Origin of the sequence: Parasphingorhabdus sp., from assembly GCF_039968395.1 — a bacterium.
GTDB lineage: Bacteria > Pseudomonadota > Alphaproteobacteria > Sphingomonadales > Sphingomonadaceae > Parasphingorhabdus.
The window spans coordinates 325,360-342,321 of the sequence record NZ_JBDVPV010000002.1 but is presented as its reverse complement, the minus strand read 5'-3'; the positions used below and the strand labels follow the sequence as shown (position 1 = coordinate 342,321).

The 16,962-nt window shown below is 55.2% G+C and carries 19 protein-coding genes; 11 read left to right on the top strand and 8 right to left on the bottom strand.

The window, feature by feature from the left end:
- Window positions 1–4: 4 nt before the first annotated feature.
- From ABJI30_RS05815 to ABJI30_RS05785, 7 genes are all read right to left on the bottom strand, one after another.
- The gene (locus ABJI30_RS05815) at window positions 5–616 is read right to left on the bottom strand and encodes a riboflavin synthase (RefSeq protein WP_348016240.1); all 612 of its coding nucleotides are present in this window, start codon (window positions 614–616) and stop codon (window positions 5–7) included.
- 63 nt (window positions 617–679) lie between these two features.
- Complete coding sequence (gene ribD / locus ABJI30_RS05810) at window positions 680–1,657, bottom strand: bifunctional diaminohydroxyphosphoribosylaminopyrimidine deaminase/5-amino-6-(5-phosphoribosylamino)uracil reductase RibD (RefSeq protein ID WP_348016239.1); 978 nt, start codon at window positions 1,655–1,657, stop codon at window positions 680–682.
- Window positions 1,651–2,067, bottom strand: coding sequence for a hypothetical protein (locus tag ABJI30_RS05805; RefSeq protein WP_348016238.1), 417 nt, complete (start codon window positions 2,065–2,067; stop codon window positions 1,651–1,653). Before ABJI30_RS05805 ends, ribD begins: the two co-directional genes overlap by 7 nt.
- Window positions 2,068–2,135: 68 nt before the next feature.
- On the bottom strand, window positions 2,136–2,750 hold the full coding sequence (locus ABJI30_RS05800; protein WP_348025406.1) for a TonB family protein: 615 nt from the start codon (window positions 2,748–2,750) through the stop codon (window positions 2,136–2,138).
- Window positions 2,751–2,954: 204 nt separating this feature from the next.
- Window positions 2,955–4,292 (bottom strand): glutamate--tRNA ligase, encoded by a 1,338-nt coding sequence (gene gltX / locus ABJI30_RS05795; protein ID WP_348016236.1) that lies wholly within the window; start codon window positions 4,290–4,292, stop codon window positions 2,955–2,957.
- Entirely contained in the window at window positions 4,289–5,944 is a 1,656-nt protein-coding gene (locus tag ABJI30_RS05790; protein WP_348016235.1) for an NAD+ synthase, read from the bottom strand. Before ABJI30_RS05790 ends, gltX begins: the two co-directional genes overlap by 4 nt.
- Before the next feature lie 40 nt (window positions 5,945–5,984).
- Window positions 5,985–6,521 (bottom strand): DUF2306 domain-containing protein, encoded by a 537-nt coding sequence (locus ABJI30_RS05785; protein WP_348016234.1) that lies wholly within the window; start codon window positions 6,519–6,521, stop codon window positions 5,985–5,987.
- 161 nt (window positions 6,522–6,682) lie between these two features.
- On the opposite strand from ABJI30_RS05785, the gene ABJI30_RS05780 reads away from it, so the two are divergent.
- The 3 genes from ABJI30_RS05780 to ABJI30_RS05770 all read left to right on the top strand — a co-directional run bounded on the left by ABJI30_RS05780 (window position 6,683) and on the right by ABJI30_RS05770 (window position 8,949).
- A complete protein-coding gene (locus ABJI30_RS05780; protein WP_348016233.1) occupies window positions 6,683–7,459 on the top strand; it encodes a LytTR family DNA-binding domain-containing protein in 777 nt (258 codons plus the stop codon).
- 115 nt (window positions 7,460–7,574) lie between these two features.
- On the top strand, window positions 7,575–8,510 hold the full coding sequence (locus tag ABJI30_RS05775) for a ribose-phosphate pyrophosphokinase (protein ID WP_348016232.1): 936 nt from the start codon (window positions 7,575–7,577) through the stop codon (window positions 8,508–8,510).
- 31 nt (window positions 8,511–8,541) lie between these two features.
- Window positions 8,542–8,949, top strand: a complete 408-nt coding sequence (locus ABJI30_RS05770) for a hypothetical protein (RefSeq protein WP_348016231.1) — start codon at window positions 8,542–8,544, stop codon at window positions 8,947–8,949.
- A 73-nt stretch (window positions 8,950–9,022) separates the two neighbouring features.
- Here the strand turns inward: ABJI30_RS05770 and ABJI30_RS05765 are convergent, their stop codons facing one another.
- Complete coding sequence (locus ABJI30_RS05765) at window positions 9,023–9,430, bottom strand: hypothetical protein (RefSeq protein WP_348025405.1); 408 nt, start codon at window positions 9,428–9,430, stop codon at window positions 9,023–9,025.
- Window positions 9,431–9,605: 175 nt separating this feature from the next.
- On the opposite strand from ABJI30_RS05765, the gene hisN reads away from it, so the two are divergent.
- From hisN to ABJI30_RS05725, 8 genes are all read left to right on the top strand, one after another.
- Window positions 9,606–10,385, top strand: a complete 780-nt coding sequence (gene hisN / locus ABJI30_RS05760) for a histidinol-phosphatase (RefSeq protein ID WP_348016229.1) — start codon at window positions 9,606–9,608, stop codon at window positions 10,383–10,385.
- Window positions 10,373–11,272 carry an AraC family transcriptional regulator gene (locus ABJI30_RS05755; RefSeq protein WP_348016228.1) on the top strand — a complete coding sequence of 300 codons (900 nt, stop codon included), beginning with the start codon at window positions 10,373–10,375 and terminating at the stop codon, window positions 11,270–11,272. Before hisN ends, ABJI30_RS05755 begins: the two co-directional genes overlap by 13 nt.
- An 18-nt stretch (window positions 11,273–11,290) precedes the next feature.
- The gene (locus ABJI30_RS05750; RefSeq protein ID WP_348016227.1) at window positions 11,291–11,713 is read left to right on the top strand and encodes a hypothetical protein; all 423 of its coding nucleotides are present in this window, start codon (window positions 11,291–11,293) and stop codon (window positions 11,711–11,713) included.
- Between the two features lie 110 nt (window positions 11,714–11,823).
- Complete coding sequence (rpmI, locus tag ABJI30_RS05745) at window positions 11,824–12,024, top strand: 50S ribosomal protein L35 (RefSeq protein ID WP_348016226.1); 201 nt, start codon at window positions 11,824–11,826, stop codon at window positions 12,022–12,024.
- Window positions 12,025–12,067: 43 nt separating this feature from the next.
- Window positions 12,068–12,430: a 50S ribosomal protein L20 gene (gene rplT / locus ABJI30_RS05740; RefSeq protein WP_348016225.1), complete on the top strand. Its 363-nt coding sequence runs from the start codon at window positions 12,068–12,070 to the stop codon at window positions 12,428–12,430.
- A gap of 111 nt (window positions 12,431–12,541) precedes the next feature.
- Complete coding sequence (gene pheS / locus ABJI30_RS05735; RefSeq protein WP_348016224.1) at window positions 12,542–13,657, top strand: phenylalanine--tRNA ligase subunit alpha; 1,116 nt, start codon at window positions 12,542–12,544, stop codon at window positions 13,655–13,657.
- Window positions 13,654–16,038 carry a phenylalanine--tRNA ligase subunit beta gene (pheT, locus tag ABJI30_RS05730; RefSeq protein WP_348016223.1) on the top strand — a complete coding sequence of 795 codons (2,385 nt, stop codon included), beginning with the start codon at window positions 13,654–13,656 and terminating at the stop codon, window positions 16,036–16,038. The genes pheS and pheT overlap by 4 nt, the downstream gene beginning before the upstream one ends.
- Window positions 16,031–16,930 (top strand): aldose 1-epimerase family protein, encoded by a 900-nt coding sequence (locus ABJI30_RS05725; RefSeq protein ID WP_348016222.1) that lies wholly within the window; start codon window positions 16,031–16,033, stop codon window positions 16,928–16,930. Before pheT ends, ABJI30_RS05725 begins: the two co-directional genes overlap by 8 nt.
- The last annotated feature ends 32 nt before the right edge of the window (window positions 16,931–16,962 follow it).

Here is a 16,962-nt window from a genome sequence, read left to right as displayed (position 1 = left end):
CGGGTCATGCCGTCGACCGGACCTTTTCCATCCGCGCCAGATAGCGCGCCAGGATATCAATCTCGAGATTGACTTCATCACCGGGTTTCAATGCGCCAAAGGTGGTCACCTTTGACGTGTGCGGAATGATATTCATTCCGAAAATCGTGCTGCCATCCGGCTGATCATCGACCGTGTTTACGGTTAGTGAAATTCCGTTGACGGTTATCGACCCCTTGGGTGCCAGGTAAGCTGCGATATCCGATGGCGCGTGAATTGCGACCAGATGCGAATCGCCTTCCCGGTCAATCGAGGTGATTGTGCCAACCGCATCGACATGGCCGGTGACGATATGCCCTCCCAGTTCATCGCCCACTTTCAGGGCGCGCTCCAGATTGAGCTGACCACCCTGCTCCCACATACCCTGGGCAGTTTTGGATATGCTCTCCGCAGAGATGTCGACCGCGAACCAGTTTTCGCCCTTTTCGACAACAGTGAGACAGGCACCCGAACAGGCGATCGATGCGCCGATGTCCACGCCAGACATATCATAGTGACAGGAAATCACCGCCCGCAAATCGCCGCGTTCGGAGACTTCCGTAATTTCGCCAATGTCGGAAACAATACCTGTGAACATCGAATATCCTATTTTGTTCAGGTCCGAATGCTACTCGGCCCTGCTTAACTCGGGGAGGCAAGTCTAGGCGGCGTGCTCGTATATCTCAAGCACATCCTCGCCGAGGTCACACCGTTCAATACGGGTCCACTGGCCATGCGCTGCTTCCAGGCTTTCCAGCCCAAAATCCGCAATGCCGGGTAAACCGCCGCCAATGACAATCGGTGCTCGATACAGAAGCAACCTGTCCACCATGCCGGCGTTCAGAAACGACGCCGCGGTCCCGGCGCCGCCTTCAACGAGCAGCCAGTTTACATTCTTGAGATCTGCAACCGCTTGCGGACTGTCAACCCGAAGCCAATTGTCTGGCGCATCGGACTGACCAAGAACCACTGGTTGCGGGGACCGGTCTTCCAGTCCCGAAAGCCGGACATCCAGCCCGGGCTGGTCAGCCTCGAGTGTCCCGGACCCGACCAATATCGCATCAGACCGCGCGCGTTCGAGATGAGCGTGTCTGCGCGCCTGATCTCCGGTTATCCATTTGCTGGTGCCGTCGGCCATCGCAATACAGCCATCCAGAGACATGGCCAGTTTAAGCGTGATATGCGGACGTCCTTTTTCGAGGCGCATGAAAAATCCGGCCATCGTCCGATGGGCTTCCTGTTCCAGCAACCCGATCGACACAGGGATTCCGGCTTCGCCCAGACGATCGATCCCATGCCTGCGCGTGCGTTCATCAACGTCGAGAGTTGCCACCAATACGCGGGCAGGCTTCGCATCAATCACCAGATTCGAACAAGTTGGTCCGCGCGTGCTTTCATGGGCACAGGGCTCCATGGTCACATAAATATCGGCTCCCCTGGCAGCTGCACCGGCTTGTTCCAGTGCCATGGCTTCAGCATGAGGCCGACCGCCCGGCTGCGTCCATCCCCGGCCAACCACTATGCCTTTTTTGACAATGATACAGCCAACATTCGGGTTCGCCCCAGTGCGTCCCCGGCCACGTTCCGACAAGGCTATGGCAGCCGCCATGTAACGCGAGTCACCATTTTCGGTCAGCATCTCAGCCCCTCAGGCCGCTCAACTTCTTCAACAACTTCCCCGCGCGCTGCCAGTCTTGCGGCCGCTTCGCGTTCGATTTCATCGGGATCCATCCCGGAAAGGCGTGCTAGTTTGCGCATCGACTCTTTGCGTTCTTCGGCGAATTTGTCTTTCTGGCATTGAATAGCCCAGCGATCCGCGAGGATTTCTTCATCCGTCCGATCCAGCGACCAGCTTTCAAAATAGAGCACCTTGGGACCCTCGGGCGCGGCGGTGTTTATTTTCGAATCGATAATGAAAATGAAGACGATGACGGACGGGATCAGCAACGCCAGGATCGCGGGAATGACCCGTTCTTTGGGGCTTTGGCGCAGAAATCCGACCAGATCCCGGAAACCGCCAACAATGGAAACGTCTTTGATAAAACTCATTGCCGGTAGATAGTGTCTTCAATCCGCGATGACCAGCCCCGCCGTGACGCGGGGCTGGAAAATGGGGTTCAATCGGTTATCTGAAACCGGACTTTCAATGTCATCCAGCTTTCAAACGGTTTGCCATCCCGCGTGGCTGGATCAAACCGCCATTTTTTCAAGGCGTGTTTGCGGGTGGCCGTCCAGAAATCAGCATGGGGGGTGTCGATCAACTCAATCTGCTTGACCCGGCCATCCGTGCCCACCAGCACTCGCACGCTAATCAGGGCTTCGGTACCCAACCGAAGTTGCCCAGCCGGATATCTGGGCTGAAAACTTGAGCTGTATCGCTTGTTCATTTTCGCAGGCTCAATGACAGGGTCCGGTATCAGCGGGGCAGGCTCGATCGGTGGCAAGCGGTCAATCAGCCCTTCTCCGGCAAGCAGGTCATCCCCGAGATTGCTGTAATCGGGATTGACCGGATCAACCGAGATTGGTCGTTCAACAATTGGATGAATATTGGCGGGTGCCGGTGCGGGCTGGGGAACATCCACGATAGGCTTTTGAGGCTCAGGCACGGGATCAACCGGTTTTGGTTCCGGCACATTGTAAGTGTGCACCACATTTGGCGGCAGTTCCGGCAGTTCGATCCCCGGGATGGCCAAAACGCCGGCCACCACCAGAGCATGTACCCCCACAGTCATGCTGATGCCCTTAAAATTGGGTGGCTTTTTTGTGTAAGTTGAAACGTAGCTCATAAGTCTGTCCTTTCATCCTTCTCCTCGGATGACGGAACAGTCCCGCAAATTGACGCTGTTATAACTGCACCGTCAATTGTTATGTTATACTATAACATTCAATAAATCAAACGGACGCCCTGAACCTTTCCGATTCATCCACCGCTTGTACTAGGAAATGGCAGCCTTCAGCCGCTCCAGCGCGGCATCCCGACCGATCAGGGGGAGCATTGCGCTCATGTCAGGGCCGTGATCGAGCCCGGTCAGCGCCTGACGAAGCGGCATAAAAAGCGACTTGCCCTTGCGGCCCGTTTGTTCCTTCAGTTTGACTGTCCATTCTTTCCATATTCCATCACCCCAGCTCAGCGTTTCCAGCGTGCTTTGCGCCTCGTGCAGAAAATCCTGATCTTCCGGTGTCAGCTCCGGTTCGGCAATCGGACCGGTCACAACCTGCCACCACTGATCCACTTCTCCCATATGATGCAGATTTGGCCGCACGAGCTCCCAGCCTTGCGCGGTCATGGCATCCGGCAACCGGTCTTTCACATCTTCAAAATTCAGCACATGGACAATTTTCTGATTGAGCTGCGCCAGTTCCTCGTCATCAAATCGCGCAGGTGCGCGGCCAAAGCGGCTGAAATCAAACGCCTCTACAAGCAAGCTGCCATCCGCAATCGGCTCCACCGGATCACTGGTCCCAATGCGCGCCAGCAAAGCCACAATCGATTGCGGCTCAATATGCCGTTCGCGAAAACCGCTTACCCCAAGCGACCCAAGCCGCTTTGACAATTTACCTTCGGTACCGACCAGCAATGCTTCGTGGGCAAAGTCCGGAATGGCGGCGCCAAATGCCTGAAACATCTGGATCTGAACCGCCGTGTTGGCAACGTGGTCCTCACCGCGAACAACGTGGGTGATCCCCATATCAATATCGTCAATTGTTGACGGCAGCATGTAAAGCCAGCTGCCATCCTCGCGCCGGATAACCGGATCAGACAGCAGGGCCGGATCAAAATTCTGATCGCCCCGGATCAAGTCGGTCCAGACAATTGGCGTGTCATGATCCAGTTTGAACCGCCAGTGTGCCTTGCGCCCCTCGGCTTCCAATCCGGCAATCTCATCCTGCGACAGGTCAAGTGCCGCACGGTCATAAATAGGCGGCTTTCCGCGACCCAGCTGCACCTTGCGCTTCAAATCCAGTTCCTGAGCCGTTTCATAGGCAGGGTATACCCGCCCGGCAGCCTTCAGTTCTGCAAACTGCGCCTCATAGCGATCAAAGCGTTCCGATTGCCGCTCCTCGCTGTCCGGATGAATTCCCAGCCAGGCCAAATCACCGCGGATTGCCGTGACATATTCTTCTTTGGAGCGGGTCTTGTCCGTATCATCAAGCCGCAGCAGAAACTCGCCACTATTTTTCCGGGCAAACATCCAGTTGTGAAGGGCGGTCCGGATGTTACCGACATGAAGGTGGCCGGTTGGAGACGGCGCGAAGCGGGTTTTTATGGTCATGTTGTCCTGAATGCGTTGGTGATCGGATAGCGCCGGTCACGTCCAAAATTGCGGGTACCGAGTTTGACGCCCGGAGGAGCCTGGCGGCGCTTGTATTCGGCGATGTAGAGCAGTTTTTCAATCCGGATAACCGTGTCGCGATCAAATCCCCGGGCCACCAGATCGGCGACCGAAAGCTCCTCTTCGACCAGACCGTGCAGCAACGGATCAAGCACTTCATAATCCGGCAGACTGTCGCTGTCTTTCTGATCGGGACGCAGCTCGGCGCTGGGCGGCTTGGTGATCACCGTATCGGGCATGACCGGGCCATCCGGCCCCATGCCGAGACTGGGCTTGTTCCGGTTGCGCCATTCGGACAGTTTGAAGCAAGTCAGCTTATACGCGTCTTTCAATACCGAATAGCCTCCAGCCATGTCACCATAGATAGTCGCATAACCGACACTCATCTCGCTCTTGTTTCCGGTGGTCAGCAGCATGTGACCAAATTTGTTCGACATGGCCATGAGCGTTACGCCGCGAATTCGCGACTGGATATTCTCTTCGGTAATGTCGACATCCTTGTCCGCAAAACTGTCCTCCAGCATCGCGTCGAACCCTTCTACCGCTGGATTAATCGGAATCGTGTCGAGCCGGGTCCCGAGCAATTTTGCGCAACCCGCTGCATCATCGAGGCTTTCCTGACTGGTAAACCGGGATGGCATCATCACGCACCAGACCCGGTCCGCACCAAGCGCGTCTACCGCCACGGCTGCAGACAATGCGCTGTCAATCCCGCCGGAAAGGCCCAATATGACGCCGGGAAAACCGTTGGCATTCACATAGTCACGCAAACCCACAATCATCGCATTGTAAATGTCAGCGGGATGATCGTCGAGAGCGTGAATCTCTCCGGGGGTACAGGACCAGTTGCCCGCCTCACTCCGCCACTGTGTATCCACAACGGCTTCATCCCAGTCGGGAAGCTGATGCACCACGCTCGCATCGCCGTTCAAAACGAAACTGGCACCATCGAACACCACTTCGTCCTGCCCGCCAATCCGGTTAAGGAAAATCATCGGCACACCGGTTTCGCGAACCCGCCGGGTCGCTACCTGGCCCAATCGCCGATCGTCTTTTTCAATTTCATAGGGACTGCCATGTATTGTGATGAAAAGCTGTGCACCCTGTTCCTTGAGATGCTGACATGTTTTGGGAAACCAGACATCTTCGCAAATCGGCAATCCGATCTTGCAACCCCGAAAGTCAATCGGCTCGGGCATCGGGCCTGAAGCAAACAGCCGTTTCTCGTCAAACGTGCCATAGTTGGGAAGCTCGACCTTGTATCGCACATCCTTGATCGTTCCATCGACCAAAAGAGCAACGCCGTTGAACAGTTTGCCCTCATCCAGAAAGATCGATCCAACCAGCATCGCACCATGTTTGCCGGCCGTCGCCTTCGCCAGCCGCTGCAATTCAGTCTCGGCCCGTTCGACAACCGCGGGCTTGAGGACAAGATCCTCTGGCGGGTAACCGATAAGCTGGAGCTCCGGGAAAACCACCAGATCACTGTCCGGCTTCGATTCATATACCGAAATCATGGCATCCGCATTGCCACGTAAATCGCCGACCGACTGGGTCAGTTGTGCCATGGTGATCGTCAGTTGAGCGTTCATAGCGCCCTGATAGAAAGGGCATGGGCTCTCGGCAAATGTTTTATCCGAAAACGAGAATACCCAAATTTCGTCCGGGCATGAACGAAAACAGGCCAGCTACGATCAACCCGATATACATGCCCTGCATCGCCTTTTGATGGCCTGCAATGTCGCCGACCCGAAGCGACCAGATTCCCAGCGGAACCGAAACCAGTACCAATACCGAGAACAAGTGGATGAAGCTGAGGCCTGTGCCACCAAGACCGGTGCCTGGCTCTCCGACCCAGAAGCTCACAATTGCAGTTGCAACCATCAACATCACCCAGATCTTCCCCAGCAATTTATGGATCGCGTCTCCCTTTTTGCGCCACATTACATAACCGCCAAGCGGGACTGCCGGTATCACTGTCGCCAGATGAAGAATGATCGGCAAGTTCAATCCACCCTGTTCCGCGATTGTGTTTTCATCGGCCACAAATCCACCCGTCATCCGGGTCAAAGCCATGGCAGCAAAAGTCATCAATATGATCGCCCCGCCAAGCAATATCATTGTTTGTACCGAATAACCGCCTGCATAATTTGGTTTTTGTTTTGCCATGTCGCTGATCCTCATTTCCATTGAAGCTTCGCCTGTATGTGCAATGGCAGTTGCGAAATTCCATCGGATATGCGCGGGTTGTTTCTTTTCTTCGCAAATGTCGCCATATTGTGCGCTCCGCCCATTCACGATGCGCGAATGGGCGGGACTTGGAGAGTGATTTGGTCCAAAGATTAAGTGTAGAATTGCTGGTTATGGCAGGCATCGGACTGATTCTCGGTCTCCTCGGCCCTTTTGGCACCTATGCCATGCCCACCGCATTGCGTCTGGTTTACTGGATCGGTTTCATCCTCGTCGGATATGCGATTTTTCGTCCGATAACCCGGGTTGCGGGCTGGCTTGATGACAGCACGCCTATCCCGTTTCCGGCGGCGATTATCATGGCTGTAGCAGTCGCCTCCTTGCCGCTCGCTCTTCTGATCGGATTTGCGATCAACGGCATCACCATGGACGGGTCTATGCTCGGAGCAGGTTTTGCGCTCCTGTATGTACAATGTGCAGGAATCGGCATTGCGATTTTTTTGCTCATGCGAGTTATCTTTCCGGATGGAGACGGTTCAGCAGATCCCGCTACAGCCGACGGCCAATCGCACGCAAAACCCGATATGAACCATTTCGACGGGATCCCGGTAAAATTGCTTGATCGATTACCAGCAGGATTTCCGAAGAAAATCTCTGCACTTGGTGTCGAAGATCATTATGTCCGGGTTCTCACCCCCGAGCGGACCGAGATGCTGCTGATGCGTCTTGGAGATGCCATAGCAGAAATGGATGGTATCGAAGGCATGCAGGTTCATCGCAGCTGGTGGGTTGCCCGGTCGGCAATCATGACCTCAAAACGTGATGGTCGCAATCTGCGTCTGGTATTGGATTGTGGTCTGGAAGTGCCGGTCTCGCGCGCTTATGTCGCGCCACTCAAACAAACTGGCTGGATTTGATGAAAAGGCGCTTTTGATTTGGCTGTCATCTGTCTAACAAGGTCGCGAATCATTTTCAAAGAGCCAGCGGTCGCAGTCTGATTCCGCTGAGCCTGATCTCGGGGGAAGCCAATCCATGAAACTCATGTCCGGCAACAGTAATTTGCCGCTCGCTCAAGCCGTCGCGGACTATCTCGACATCAAACTGACCGATGCCAGCGTCAAGCGCTTCGCTGACGATGAAGTTTTTGTGGAGATTCACGAAAATGTGCGCGGTGAAGACGTATTCATCATGCAATCCACCAGCCATCCGGCCAATGACAATCTGATGGAGTTGCTGATCGGCATCGATGCGCTACGCCGCGCTTCTGCAAAACGGATTACGGCAGTCATTCCTTATTTTGGCTATGCGCGCCAAGATCGAAAACCCGGGCCAAGAACCCCTATTTCTGCAAAGCTGGTCGCCAATCTGATTACCGAAGCCGGTGCAGATCGCGTCTTGTCAATTGACCTTCATGCTGGCCAGATTCAGGGATTTTTTGATATTCCGACGGATAATCTTTACGGCGCACCTGTGATGTCCGCCGACATTCAGGCGCGGTTCGCGGGGCATGAACTGATGGTGGTTTCTCCCGATGTCGGTGGCGTGGTTCGCGCCCGGGCACTGGCAAAACGGCTGGACAATGCGCCGCTGGCAATCGTCGACAAGCGCCGCGAACGGGCAGGTGAATCGGAAGTCATGAATATCATCGGCGACGTATCCGGGCGCTTTTGCATATTGATCGATGACATTGTCGATTCGGGCGGGACATTATGTAACGCGGCACAAGCGTTGAAGGACAAGGGCGCAACCGAAGTTGTCGCCTATATCACGCATGGAGTTTTGTCCGGCGGCGCCGTGGCTCGCGTCAACGACAGCGGATTGAAAGAGCTTGTAATCACCGATTCCATCGGCGCGACAGAAGCTGTCCAGGATTCAGACAAAATCCGGCACCTGACCATTGCGCCTCTGCTGGGTGAAGCGATCAAGCGGATCGCGGATGAAAGCTCGGTATCGAGCCTCTGGGACTAAATATTTCTTCGAACATGGTGGGGGGAATCCAATGCAAATACCTGGTTTTGAAACCTTGATCGCCTGGCGCTTTCAAATCGCCATATTGGCAATCGTCATTTGCATCTTCGCATGGGCCACTGAGTTTGCAGAACTGGTTTATGTTTGCCCTTATTGCCGCGCCCAACGGACGGTCATCGGCTTGCTCGGGCTGCTTCTGCTCGCCAACCCCCGACATTGGTTGAATCGCTGGATATCATCGGTGCTCGCTTTTTTCGGACTGGTCGTCGCAGCAATGCAGCATTTCAAGGGTTGGGCAAAAATCATGTCCGGCGAATTCACCTGGGGTGATTATTGGTATGCCAATGCGTGGGTCCTGTCAGGATGTGCGATGTTTATCATTACCGGATTGATTCTGTACATCTGGACCTGGCGGCCTGCCGAACCTGCAACTGATTGACGCATCACAGTTTCGGATCGAACAAGCCAAGGGGACAATGCAATCAATGTCGGCAGAATACTGGCGACGGCCGCTATTCTTGGGCGATTTTTCTTAAAATGCCTTCGGCAATTTCACGCTGACCCGGCTCAATCGCTTCATCTCCTTCGGCGGCCAAAGCTTTGGTCAGATAGATCTTCGCGGCCTCATGATCACCTGCGAAATAGAAACTTGAGCCCGCCATATAATTATAGGCAGCGTTTGTCGGAATTGTGTCCACAGCCTTTTGGAAATTTTTGGCGGCTTTTGTAAATTCTCGCCTCTCCAACTTCTTCAAACCACGGTTATAATATCTTGTCCCGCGTGCCAAATCTTCTGACTCCGCATCAAGATTTCGATCACCGGCATCACAACCGCCTTGGCAGCCAGCAAAATTCTCTGGTAGAGGCTGAGCTTGCAACCCAGCTGCTGGCAATGAGAATGACGTCACCACCAATGCCAATATCATCGCTTTACTATTCATTTTGTGATCTCTCTTGTTATCTGAAAAGTCACTATTACTATCAAAGCCCGAATTTCAAAGACAATTTCTTTTTGTCTTGGGTAAATCAAAAGACCACGAAACCCAAAGTGCAGTGGGTAGATGCTTCCAATCGAATTCAATAGGGAATAGATCGATGACCCCAAAAGACATTGCACTGGCCGAGCAACTGGCAGACGCCGCAGGCCAGGCAATCCGCCCGTTATTTCGTGCAAAATTCGATCAGGAATCGAAAAGTGATTCAACACCGGTCACCGAAGCGGATCGTGCGGCGGAAGCTGCCATGCGCAGCATTATCGAAGCAGAATGCCCGGACGACGGGATCATCGGCGAAGAATATGGCACGATCAACGAGGGCGCTTCCCGGCAATGGGTGCTCGATCCGATTGATGGAACGACCAGCTTTATCGCCGGCCGCCCGATTTTCGGGACCCTGATCGCACTGATGCAGGATGGCTGGCCCGTTCTCGGCATAATTGACCAGCCCATTGCCCGTGAACGGTGGCTGGGCGTGGTGGGCCGGCCAACGATATTTAACGGCCAACCAGCGCAGACCGCGCGATGCCGTGAACTCAAGGATGCCGTGCTGGCAACCACCACCCCCCACCAGTTTGACGAGCATGATGCCGATCATTTCATGGGTCTTGCCGGCAAGGTGGCGACCCGGAAAATCATCTATGGCGGCGATTGCTACAATTACGGCCTGGTCGCCAGCGGACATGTTGACGTGGTTTGCGAAGCCGGATTGATGTTGCACGATTATGCGGCTCTTGCCCCCATTGTTGACGGAGCTGGCGGGATGATGTGTGACTGGAATGGCGAGCCGTTGCACGCCGAATCTGATGGCCACGTGCTGGCCATCGGAGACCAGTCACGAGTCGATGATGTGCTGGAGGCCATTGCTTGTCATCACTGAACCAATCTGATGTAAAGATCCGCTTTTTTACGCCGGCCGAAGAGCTGCAGCCCTATGTCACCACGTTATATCTGACCGAGGTGAACAGCAGCGATGGTCAGCCGATTGGCGATCACCTTCATCCGGAATGGGCAAATTTGCGGATTCTCGAGAAGGAAACCCCGATAGGCGGCATTGGCGATACGAAGCCAGGTCCGCTGCCCCGGTTCATTGCGACGGGACCCACCAGCCGATCTTCGTGGTTTGAATCTGCAAAAATGCGATCCTGGGGTATTGGTTTGCTGCCCTTGGGATGGGTCAAATTTATCGGAGCTTCCGCGGAAGACTATGCAGACCGCAATATTGATGGAGAACAGGACCCTGGATTCCGATCGTTCAAGGGACTGCGCAAATTTGTTTTTGATCCATCCGCTTCTGCGCCTGCTGCAGAAGCGGAACGCATCAATCAGTTCTTGCTGAAACTGCTGAAACAGGCCCCTGCAGATAATGATCAAGTGCAGCAGGCCCACAGCATATTGGTGGACCCCGACCTCGGTACGGTCCAGGAAATGGCCGAGCGGCTGGGTATTATCGGACGATCTCTCGACCGGCTAAGCCGCAAGGCATTTGGTTTTCCGCCAAAATTGCTGCTTCGCCGCCAGCGCTTTCTTCGCAGCCTGGCCGACAATATGCTCAATCCGGAGCAGAACTGGATATCGACCATCGACCCGCAATATTATGACCAGGCCCATTTCGGCCGGGATTTCCAGCGTTTTATGGGGATGAGTGCGAGCGAATATAAAGCCCTGCCCCATCCCTTCATGAACGCAGCGGTCCACGGGCGAATGGCGGCCGCCGGTGCAGGGATGCAGGCCTTGCATGATCCGTCTCAGGGTCACGCGAAATGATCTGTCAGCGGCCTTGATATGTCATCCGTCGCTAAAACAATCGGTTCAGCCTTTATGGTTTTTCTGCTTGCGGCATGCTCCTCACAGTCAATCTCCGACAATCAAAGCTGCGATCTGTCGCGAAATGGCTGGATTGAACTTACAGATGACAATTTTCACCTCAAATTGCTCATTTCAGTGGTGCCCAAAGAGGATCGTTACCTTTGGTCTTGGCTAGGCAGCGAAGAAGCAACAGAACTATCAAAAGCACAACTCATCGAAAATCTGAGAAAAATTGAAGAATTTTATCCTCAACCGGCTCTAATTTTACCAGAGGCAAGCAACGACAATTGCACCAAACTGCGAGCACTGCAGGATTTGATTGAAAAAGAACTGAACTGCAGTGCGGGTTATCCTTGTGGATACGAGCGCATCTATCAGGGGCCAACGAAACAGCAATAACGCTTGCATTCCTGCCGAATCTAGCTATTAGCCGCTCTTCCGATGTGACGCGCTGGCCAGTGATGGGCTGCCATGCGGGTCCTTAACGGTACTTTCTAGAGGAGACCAAAATGCCCAAGTTGAAGACCAAAAGTGGTGTGAAGAAACGCTTCAAAATCACCGCAACCGGCAAGGTAAAGCACGGCGTAGCCGGCAAACGCCACCGTTTGATGAGCCATAACAGCAAATATATCCGCCAGAACCGCGGCACCAAGAAATTGTGTGATGCAGATGCTCGGACAGTCAAGAAATGGGCGCCATACGGGCTTTAACAGCTCGCGCTTCATAACTTCACAGATTTACAGGATATAGAAAATGGCACGTGTAAAACGGGGTACGACCACTCGTACAAAACATAAGAGATTACTGGATCAGGCAAAAGGCTATTATGGCCGCCGCAAAAATACGATCCGCATCGCTCGGCAGGCTGTCGAAAAAGCAGGCCAATATGCCTATCGCGACCGCAAGGTCAAAAAGCGGGCTTTCCGCGCCATCTGGATCCAGCGTATCAACGCTGCGGTTCGCGCAGAAGGCATGACATACGGCACGTTCATCCACGGCACCAAGCTCGCCGGAATTGAACTCGACCGTAAAGTCATGGCTGATCTGGCGATGAATGAACCCGCAGTATTTAGCGGCATCATCAAACAGGCGCAGGATGCATTGGCCAAGGCCTGAGCATTTTCATAATTTCAAAGAAGCGCCGGAGAGAAATCTCACGGCGCTTTTTTATTGGGTTTTTCCGGCAGGTTGCCTAGACGAAGAGCCAGCAAACAACGGGACATCACGATGAGCGACATCGCAGCAATCAAAGAGAAATATCTCGGACAAATCGAAGCGGCCAGTGATGGTGACGCCCTCGAAGCCATTCGGGTAGCAGCCTTGGGCAAGAAGGGCGAAATTTCGTTGCTCCTGAAAACCCTCGGCAAGATGACGCCCGAAGAACGGCAAAGCGAGGGACCGAAAATCAACGGCGCGCGCCAGGCTGTTGCGGATGCGATTGCAGCACGCAAGGATGCGATGGAGACAGAAGTCCTGAATGCAAAATTGGCAACCGAAACTCTCGATCTGACACTTCCGCCGCCCGCGACTCCCAAAGGCAGCATTCACCCGGTCAGTCAGGTGATGGACGAGCTGGCTGAAATATTTGCCGATCTCGGATTCTCGGTCGCAACCGGTCCGGAAATCGAGGACGACTGGCATAATTTCACCGCACTCAACATTCCGGAGACCCATCCGGCCCGGGCAATGCATGACACGTTCTACTTCCCCCAGACCGATGCCGAAGATATGCCCAAATTGCTGCGCACCCATACCTCACCGGTTCAGATCCGGACGATGATGGATGTCGCAAAGCAAACTGATGGCACGGGCGAGCCAATTTATATTATCGCGCCGGGCCGGACATACCGGTCGGACAGTGATGCGACCCACACGCCCATGTTCCATCAGGTCGAAGGCCTGGTGATCGACAAGGGCATCCACATGGGTCACCTGAAATGGACGCTGGAAACCTTTGTCCGTGCGTTTTTCGAGCGTGACGATATCGAGCTGCGCCTGCGTCCGAGCTATTTCCCGTTCACGGAACCTTCCGCCGAAGTCGATGTCGGATTCTCTGTCGAAAAAGGACGCCGCATCATTGGCGGTGATCCGCGCGGAGAAAGCGGCGGCTGGATGGAAATTCTCGGCTCCGGCATGGTCCACCCCAATGTCATCCGCAATTGCGGACTGGACCCTGATGTCTGGCAGGGTTTTGCCTTTGGCTGCGGTATCGACCGTCTGGCGATGCTGAAATATGGCATGGATGACCTGCGCGCTTTCTTCGACGGCGACCTGCGCTGGATCGAGCATTACGGATTTAATGCGCTCGACGTTCCCACTTTGAGCGGAGGAGTCGGCGCATGAAATTCTCGTTAAGCTGGCTCAAAGCGCATCTCGACACAGCCGCAAGCCTCACCGAAATCACCGACAAGCTGACCGATATCGGTCTGGAACTGGAAGGGCTCGAGAACCCGGCCGATGCCCTGCGCCCGTTCCGCGTGGCGAAAGTCATCGAGGCAGGGCCACACCCCAATGCAGACAAGCTGCAATTGCTGAAAGTCGACGATGGCTCCAGCGAACCCTGGCAAGTTGTCTGCGGTGCGCCCAATGCGAAAAAAGACATGATCGGCGTGTTCGGACCTCCGGGCACTTATATTCCCGGTAGCGATTTCACCTTGAAGCCGGCAAAAATCCGCGATGTCGAAAGCTTTGGCATGATGTGCAGTGCACGCGAGCTGGAACTGGGCGATGACCATGACGGGATTATCGAACTGGATGCCAGTGCAGCAGAGGCGGTTGGCCAAAGCTATGCCGATTATGCGCAGATCGATGATCCGGTGATTGACATTGCCATCACTCCCAATCGTCAGGATTGCATGGGCGTCCGCGGCGTTGCCCGCGATCTTGCGGCGGCCGGTGTGGGAACGCTCAAGGCGCTCGACACGGGAACAATTGATCGATCGGGCGCAGGTCCTGATGTGAGCACCAATGATCCTGACGGCTGTCCCGCTTTCTATGGCTGTACCGTCAACGGCGTGTCCAATGGTTCTTCGCCCGGCTGGATGCAGGCACGGCTGAAATCGGCCGGGCAAAAACCGATCAACGCACTGGTGGACATTACCAACTATGTGATGCTGGACCATGGCCGGCCCCTGCACGTCTATGACGTCAGCAAATTGAGCGGCGGTCTGGTTGCACGCAAGGCAACCGACGGCGAAAAGTTGACGGCGCTGAACGACAAGGAATATGTTCTTGATGCAACCATGACCGTGATTGCCGATAACAATGGGGCCCACGATATTGGCGGCATTATGGGCGGCGCAGAAACCGGGTCGGAAAAATCGACCACCGATGTGCTTATCGAATGTGCATATTTCACGCCCGAAAACATTGCCAAGACCGGTCAGAAACTGATGCTGACCAGTGATGCAAGGCAACGGTTCGAACGCGGCGTCGATCCTGCTTTTCTGGATGATGGCATCGATATTGCCACGTCGCTGGTGATCGAACTTTGCGGCGGCAAGGCCAGCGAAGTGACGCGTGCTGGCACACCACCAACTGATCAAAAGGTGATCAGCTATGATCCGAACCAATGTGCCACTTTAGGCGGGCTGGAAGTCGCGGCGGAACAACAAAAGGCCATCCTCGAAGCACTGGGCTTCACCATTGACTCCAACTGGCAGGTGACCGTGCCAACATGGCGTCGTGACGTCGGGGGCTGGCAGGACCTGATCGAGGAAGTCATCCGGATCGAAGGTCTGGACGCCATTCCGTCAACCCCGCTGCCCCGCAAGGCCGGAGTGGCCAGGCCAACAGCTTCGCCCGAACAACTGGCCGAGCGCAAAGCGCGCCGGGCTGCAGCTTCGCGCGGATTGAACGAGACGGTGACGTGGAGCTTTATCTCCGGGAAAGAAGCAGCTCCATTTGGCGGCGGCAACTGGTCGCTGGCCAATCCAATATCTGAAGACCTGAAAGTCATGCGACCTTCGCTGCTGCCAGGCCTGATATCTGCTGCCCAGCGCAACGCCGATCGCGGCGCTTCATCGATACGTCTGTTTGAAGTAGGTCGACGCTATCTGGCAGAAACGGAGCACCCGACCATCGGGCTGGTGCTCACCGGAGCCAACCAGGCTCGCAGCTGGCAATCCGGCGGCGCGACCAAATTCGATGCCTATGACGCCAAGGCACAAGTGCTGGCAATTCTTGAAGCCGCGGGCGCGCCGGTTGGCAAGCTGATGGATTTTGGACCGGATGATGCCGGACCGGGCAATCACTACCATCCCGGTCAGTCAGGCACTTTGCGACTGGGACCGAAGAAAATCCTTGCCGCTTATGGCGCCTTGCACCCGTCTGTGACCAAGGCGCTTGGTCTCAAAGGTGCTGCAGTCGCCGCCGAGATTTTCCTCGATGCGATCCCGCTGAAGAAAAAGTCGGACCATATGCGGGACGCCTTTTCACCGCCCGCGTTGCAGGCGGTCAGCCGCGATTTCGCGTTCATCGTCGATAGCGAATTGCCCGCTGGCGATCTGGCGCGGGCGGTCAAAGGTTCCGACAAGAAGCTGATTACCGACGCGCGAATATTCGATCTGTTCGAGGGCGACAGCGTCGGCGAAGGCAAGAAATCTCTCGCCGTCGAAGTGACCCTGCAACCGACGGAAGCCACACTGACCGACGAGGATCTGAAAGCGCTGACCGACAAAGTGGTCGCCGCCGCCGGTAAGCTCGGAGCGGAATTGCGTGGCTAGTGATGAAGCCGAACCGGTTCTGGTTCACATTGAATCGGACCATCTAAGGGCCGCGATAAATCCGTTGGGTGCGGAGCTCTGGACACTGGCTGATCATCAGGACCGGCAGCTGATGACCGATGCTGATCCCGCCTATTGGACGGGCCGCGCTCCGTTGCTGTTTCCGATTGTCGGACGGCTGCGGCACGACTGCTATCGACTTGGCTCCACAGAATATGCGCTGGAAAAACATGGCTTTGCCCGGCGCCAGAATTTTGAGCTGAACGAAGCGAAGGCAGATCGAGCGCTGTTCACACTCAACGCCAATGACGAGACCCGCGCGCAATATCCTTTTGCCTTTCAGCTGGACATGGCGTTCGAAATTGAAGGTCCGGATCTGTCGATGACGGCGACAGTGACCAATCAGGATGACAAGCTCATGCCGTTCAGCTTTGGCTATCATCCCGCTTTCGCCTGGCCCCTGCCCTATGGTGGTTCAGTCGCAGACCATCAGATCAATTTCGAGAAACCAGAACCGGCGCCAATACGGCGGATCGGCGTGGAACCCGGCCTGATCGCCCCCGATCCGCAGCCCACACCCGTACAGGGCCGGACATTACAACCCGACCACGCGTTGTTCGAGGAAGACGCGGTGATCTGGGACAATCTCCACAGCCGCCGCCTGACCTGGGGCGTGCCGGGACAGACACAGCTGGATATTCAATTCCCCGATACCCCGTGGCTCGGCATCTGGCAGATTCCCGGTGCCCGCTATTTATGTATCGAGCCGTGGGCCGGCATGGCTGATCCTGCCGGCTATAGCGGCAATTTTGCCGGCAAGCCCGGCATGATGGAGCTGGCTCCTGACGAAGCGCGCTCATTCCGCATGGGCATCCGGCTCAAGGAAAACTGACAGCTGGCTTGATCTCCTGCCCATTTTCCCTA

Excerpts from the sequence above, each read along its gene's own strand:
- ABJI30_RS05815 (WP_348016240.1), bottom strand. The coding sequence starts at position 616 with ATGTTCACAGGTATTGTTTCCGACATTGGCGAAATTACGGAAGTCTCC.
- ribD (WP_348016239.1), bottom strand. The coding sequence starts at position 1,657 with ATGCTGACCGAAAATGGTGACTCGCGTTACATGGCGGCTGCCATAGCC.
- ABJI30_RS05805 (WP_348016238.1), bottom strand. The coding sequence starts at position 2,067 with ATGAGTTTTATCAAAGACGTTTCCATTGTTGGCGGTTTCCGGGATCTG.
- ABJI30_RS05800 (WP_348025406.1), bottom strand. The coding sequence starts at position 2,750 with ATGACTGTGGGGGTACATGCTCTGGTGGTGGCCGGCGTTTTGGCCATC.
- gltX (WP_348016236.1), bottom strand. The coding sequence starts at position 4,292 with ATGACCATAAAAACCCGCTTCGCGCCGTCTCCAACCGGCCACCTTCAT.
- ABJI30_RS05790 (WP_348016235.1), bottom strand. The coding sequence starts at position 5,944 with ATGAACGCTCAACTGACGATCACCATGGCACAACTGACCCAGTCGGTC.
- ABJI30_RS05785 (WP_348016234.1), bottom strand. The coding sequence starts at position 6,521 with ATGGCAAAACAAAAACCAAATTATGCAGGCGGTTATTCGGTACAAACA.
- ABJI30_RS05775 (WP_348016232.1), top strand. The coding sequence starts at position 7,575 with ATGAAACTCATGTCCGGCAACAGTAATTTGCCGCTCGCTCAAGCCGTC.
- ABJI30_RS05770 (WP_348016231.1), top strand. The coding sequence starts at position 8,542 with ATGCAAATACCTGGTTTTGAAACCTTGATCGCCTGGCGCTTTCAAATC.
- hisN (WP_348016229.1), top strand. The coding sequence starts at position 9,606 with ATGACCCCAAAAGACATTGCACTGGCCGAGCAACTGGCAGACGCCGCA.
- ABJI30_RS05750 (WP_348016227.1), top strand. The coding sequence starts at position 11,291 with ATGTCATCCGTCGCTAAAACAATCGGTTCAGCCTTTATGGTTTTTCTG.
- rpmI (WP_348016226.1), top strand. The coding sequence starts at position 11,824 with ATGCCCAAGTTGAAGACCAAAAGTGGTGTGAAGAAACGCTTCAAAATC.
- rplT (WP_348016225.1), top strand. The coding sequence starts at position 12,068 with ATGGCACGTGTAAAACGGGGTACGACCACTCGTACAAAACATAAGAGA.
- pheS (WP_348016224.1), top strand. The coding sequence starts at position 12,542 with ATGAGCGACATCGCAGCAATCAAAGAGAAATATCTCGGACAAATCGAA.
- pheT (WP_348016223.1), top strand. The coding sequence starts at position 13,654 with ATGAAATTCTCGTTAAGCTGGCTCAAAGCGCATCTCGACACAGCCGCA.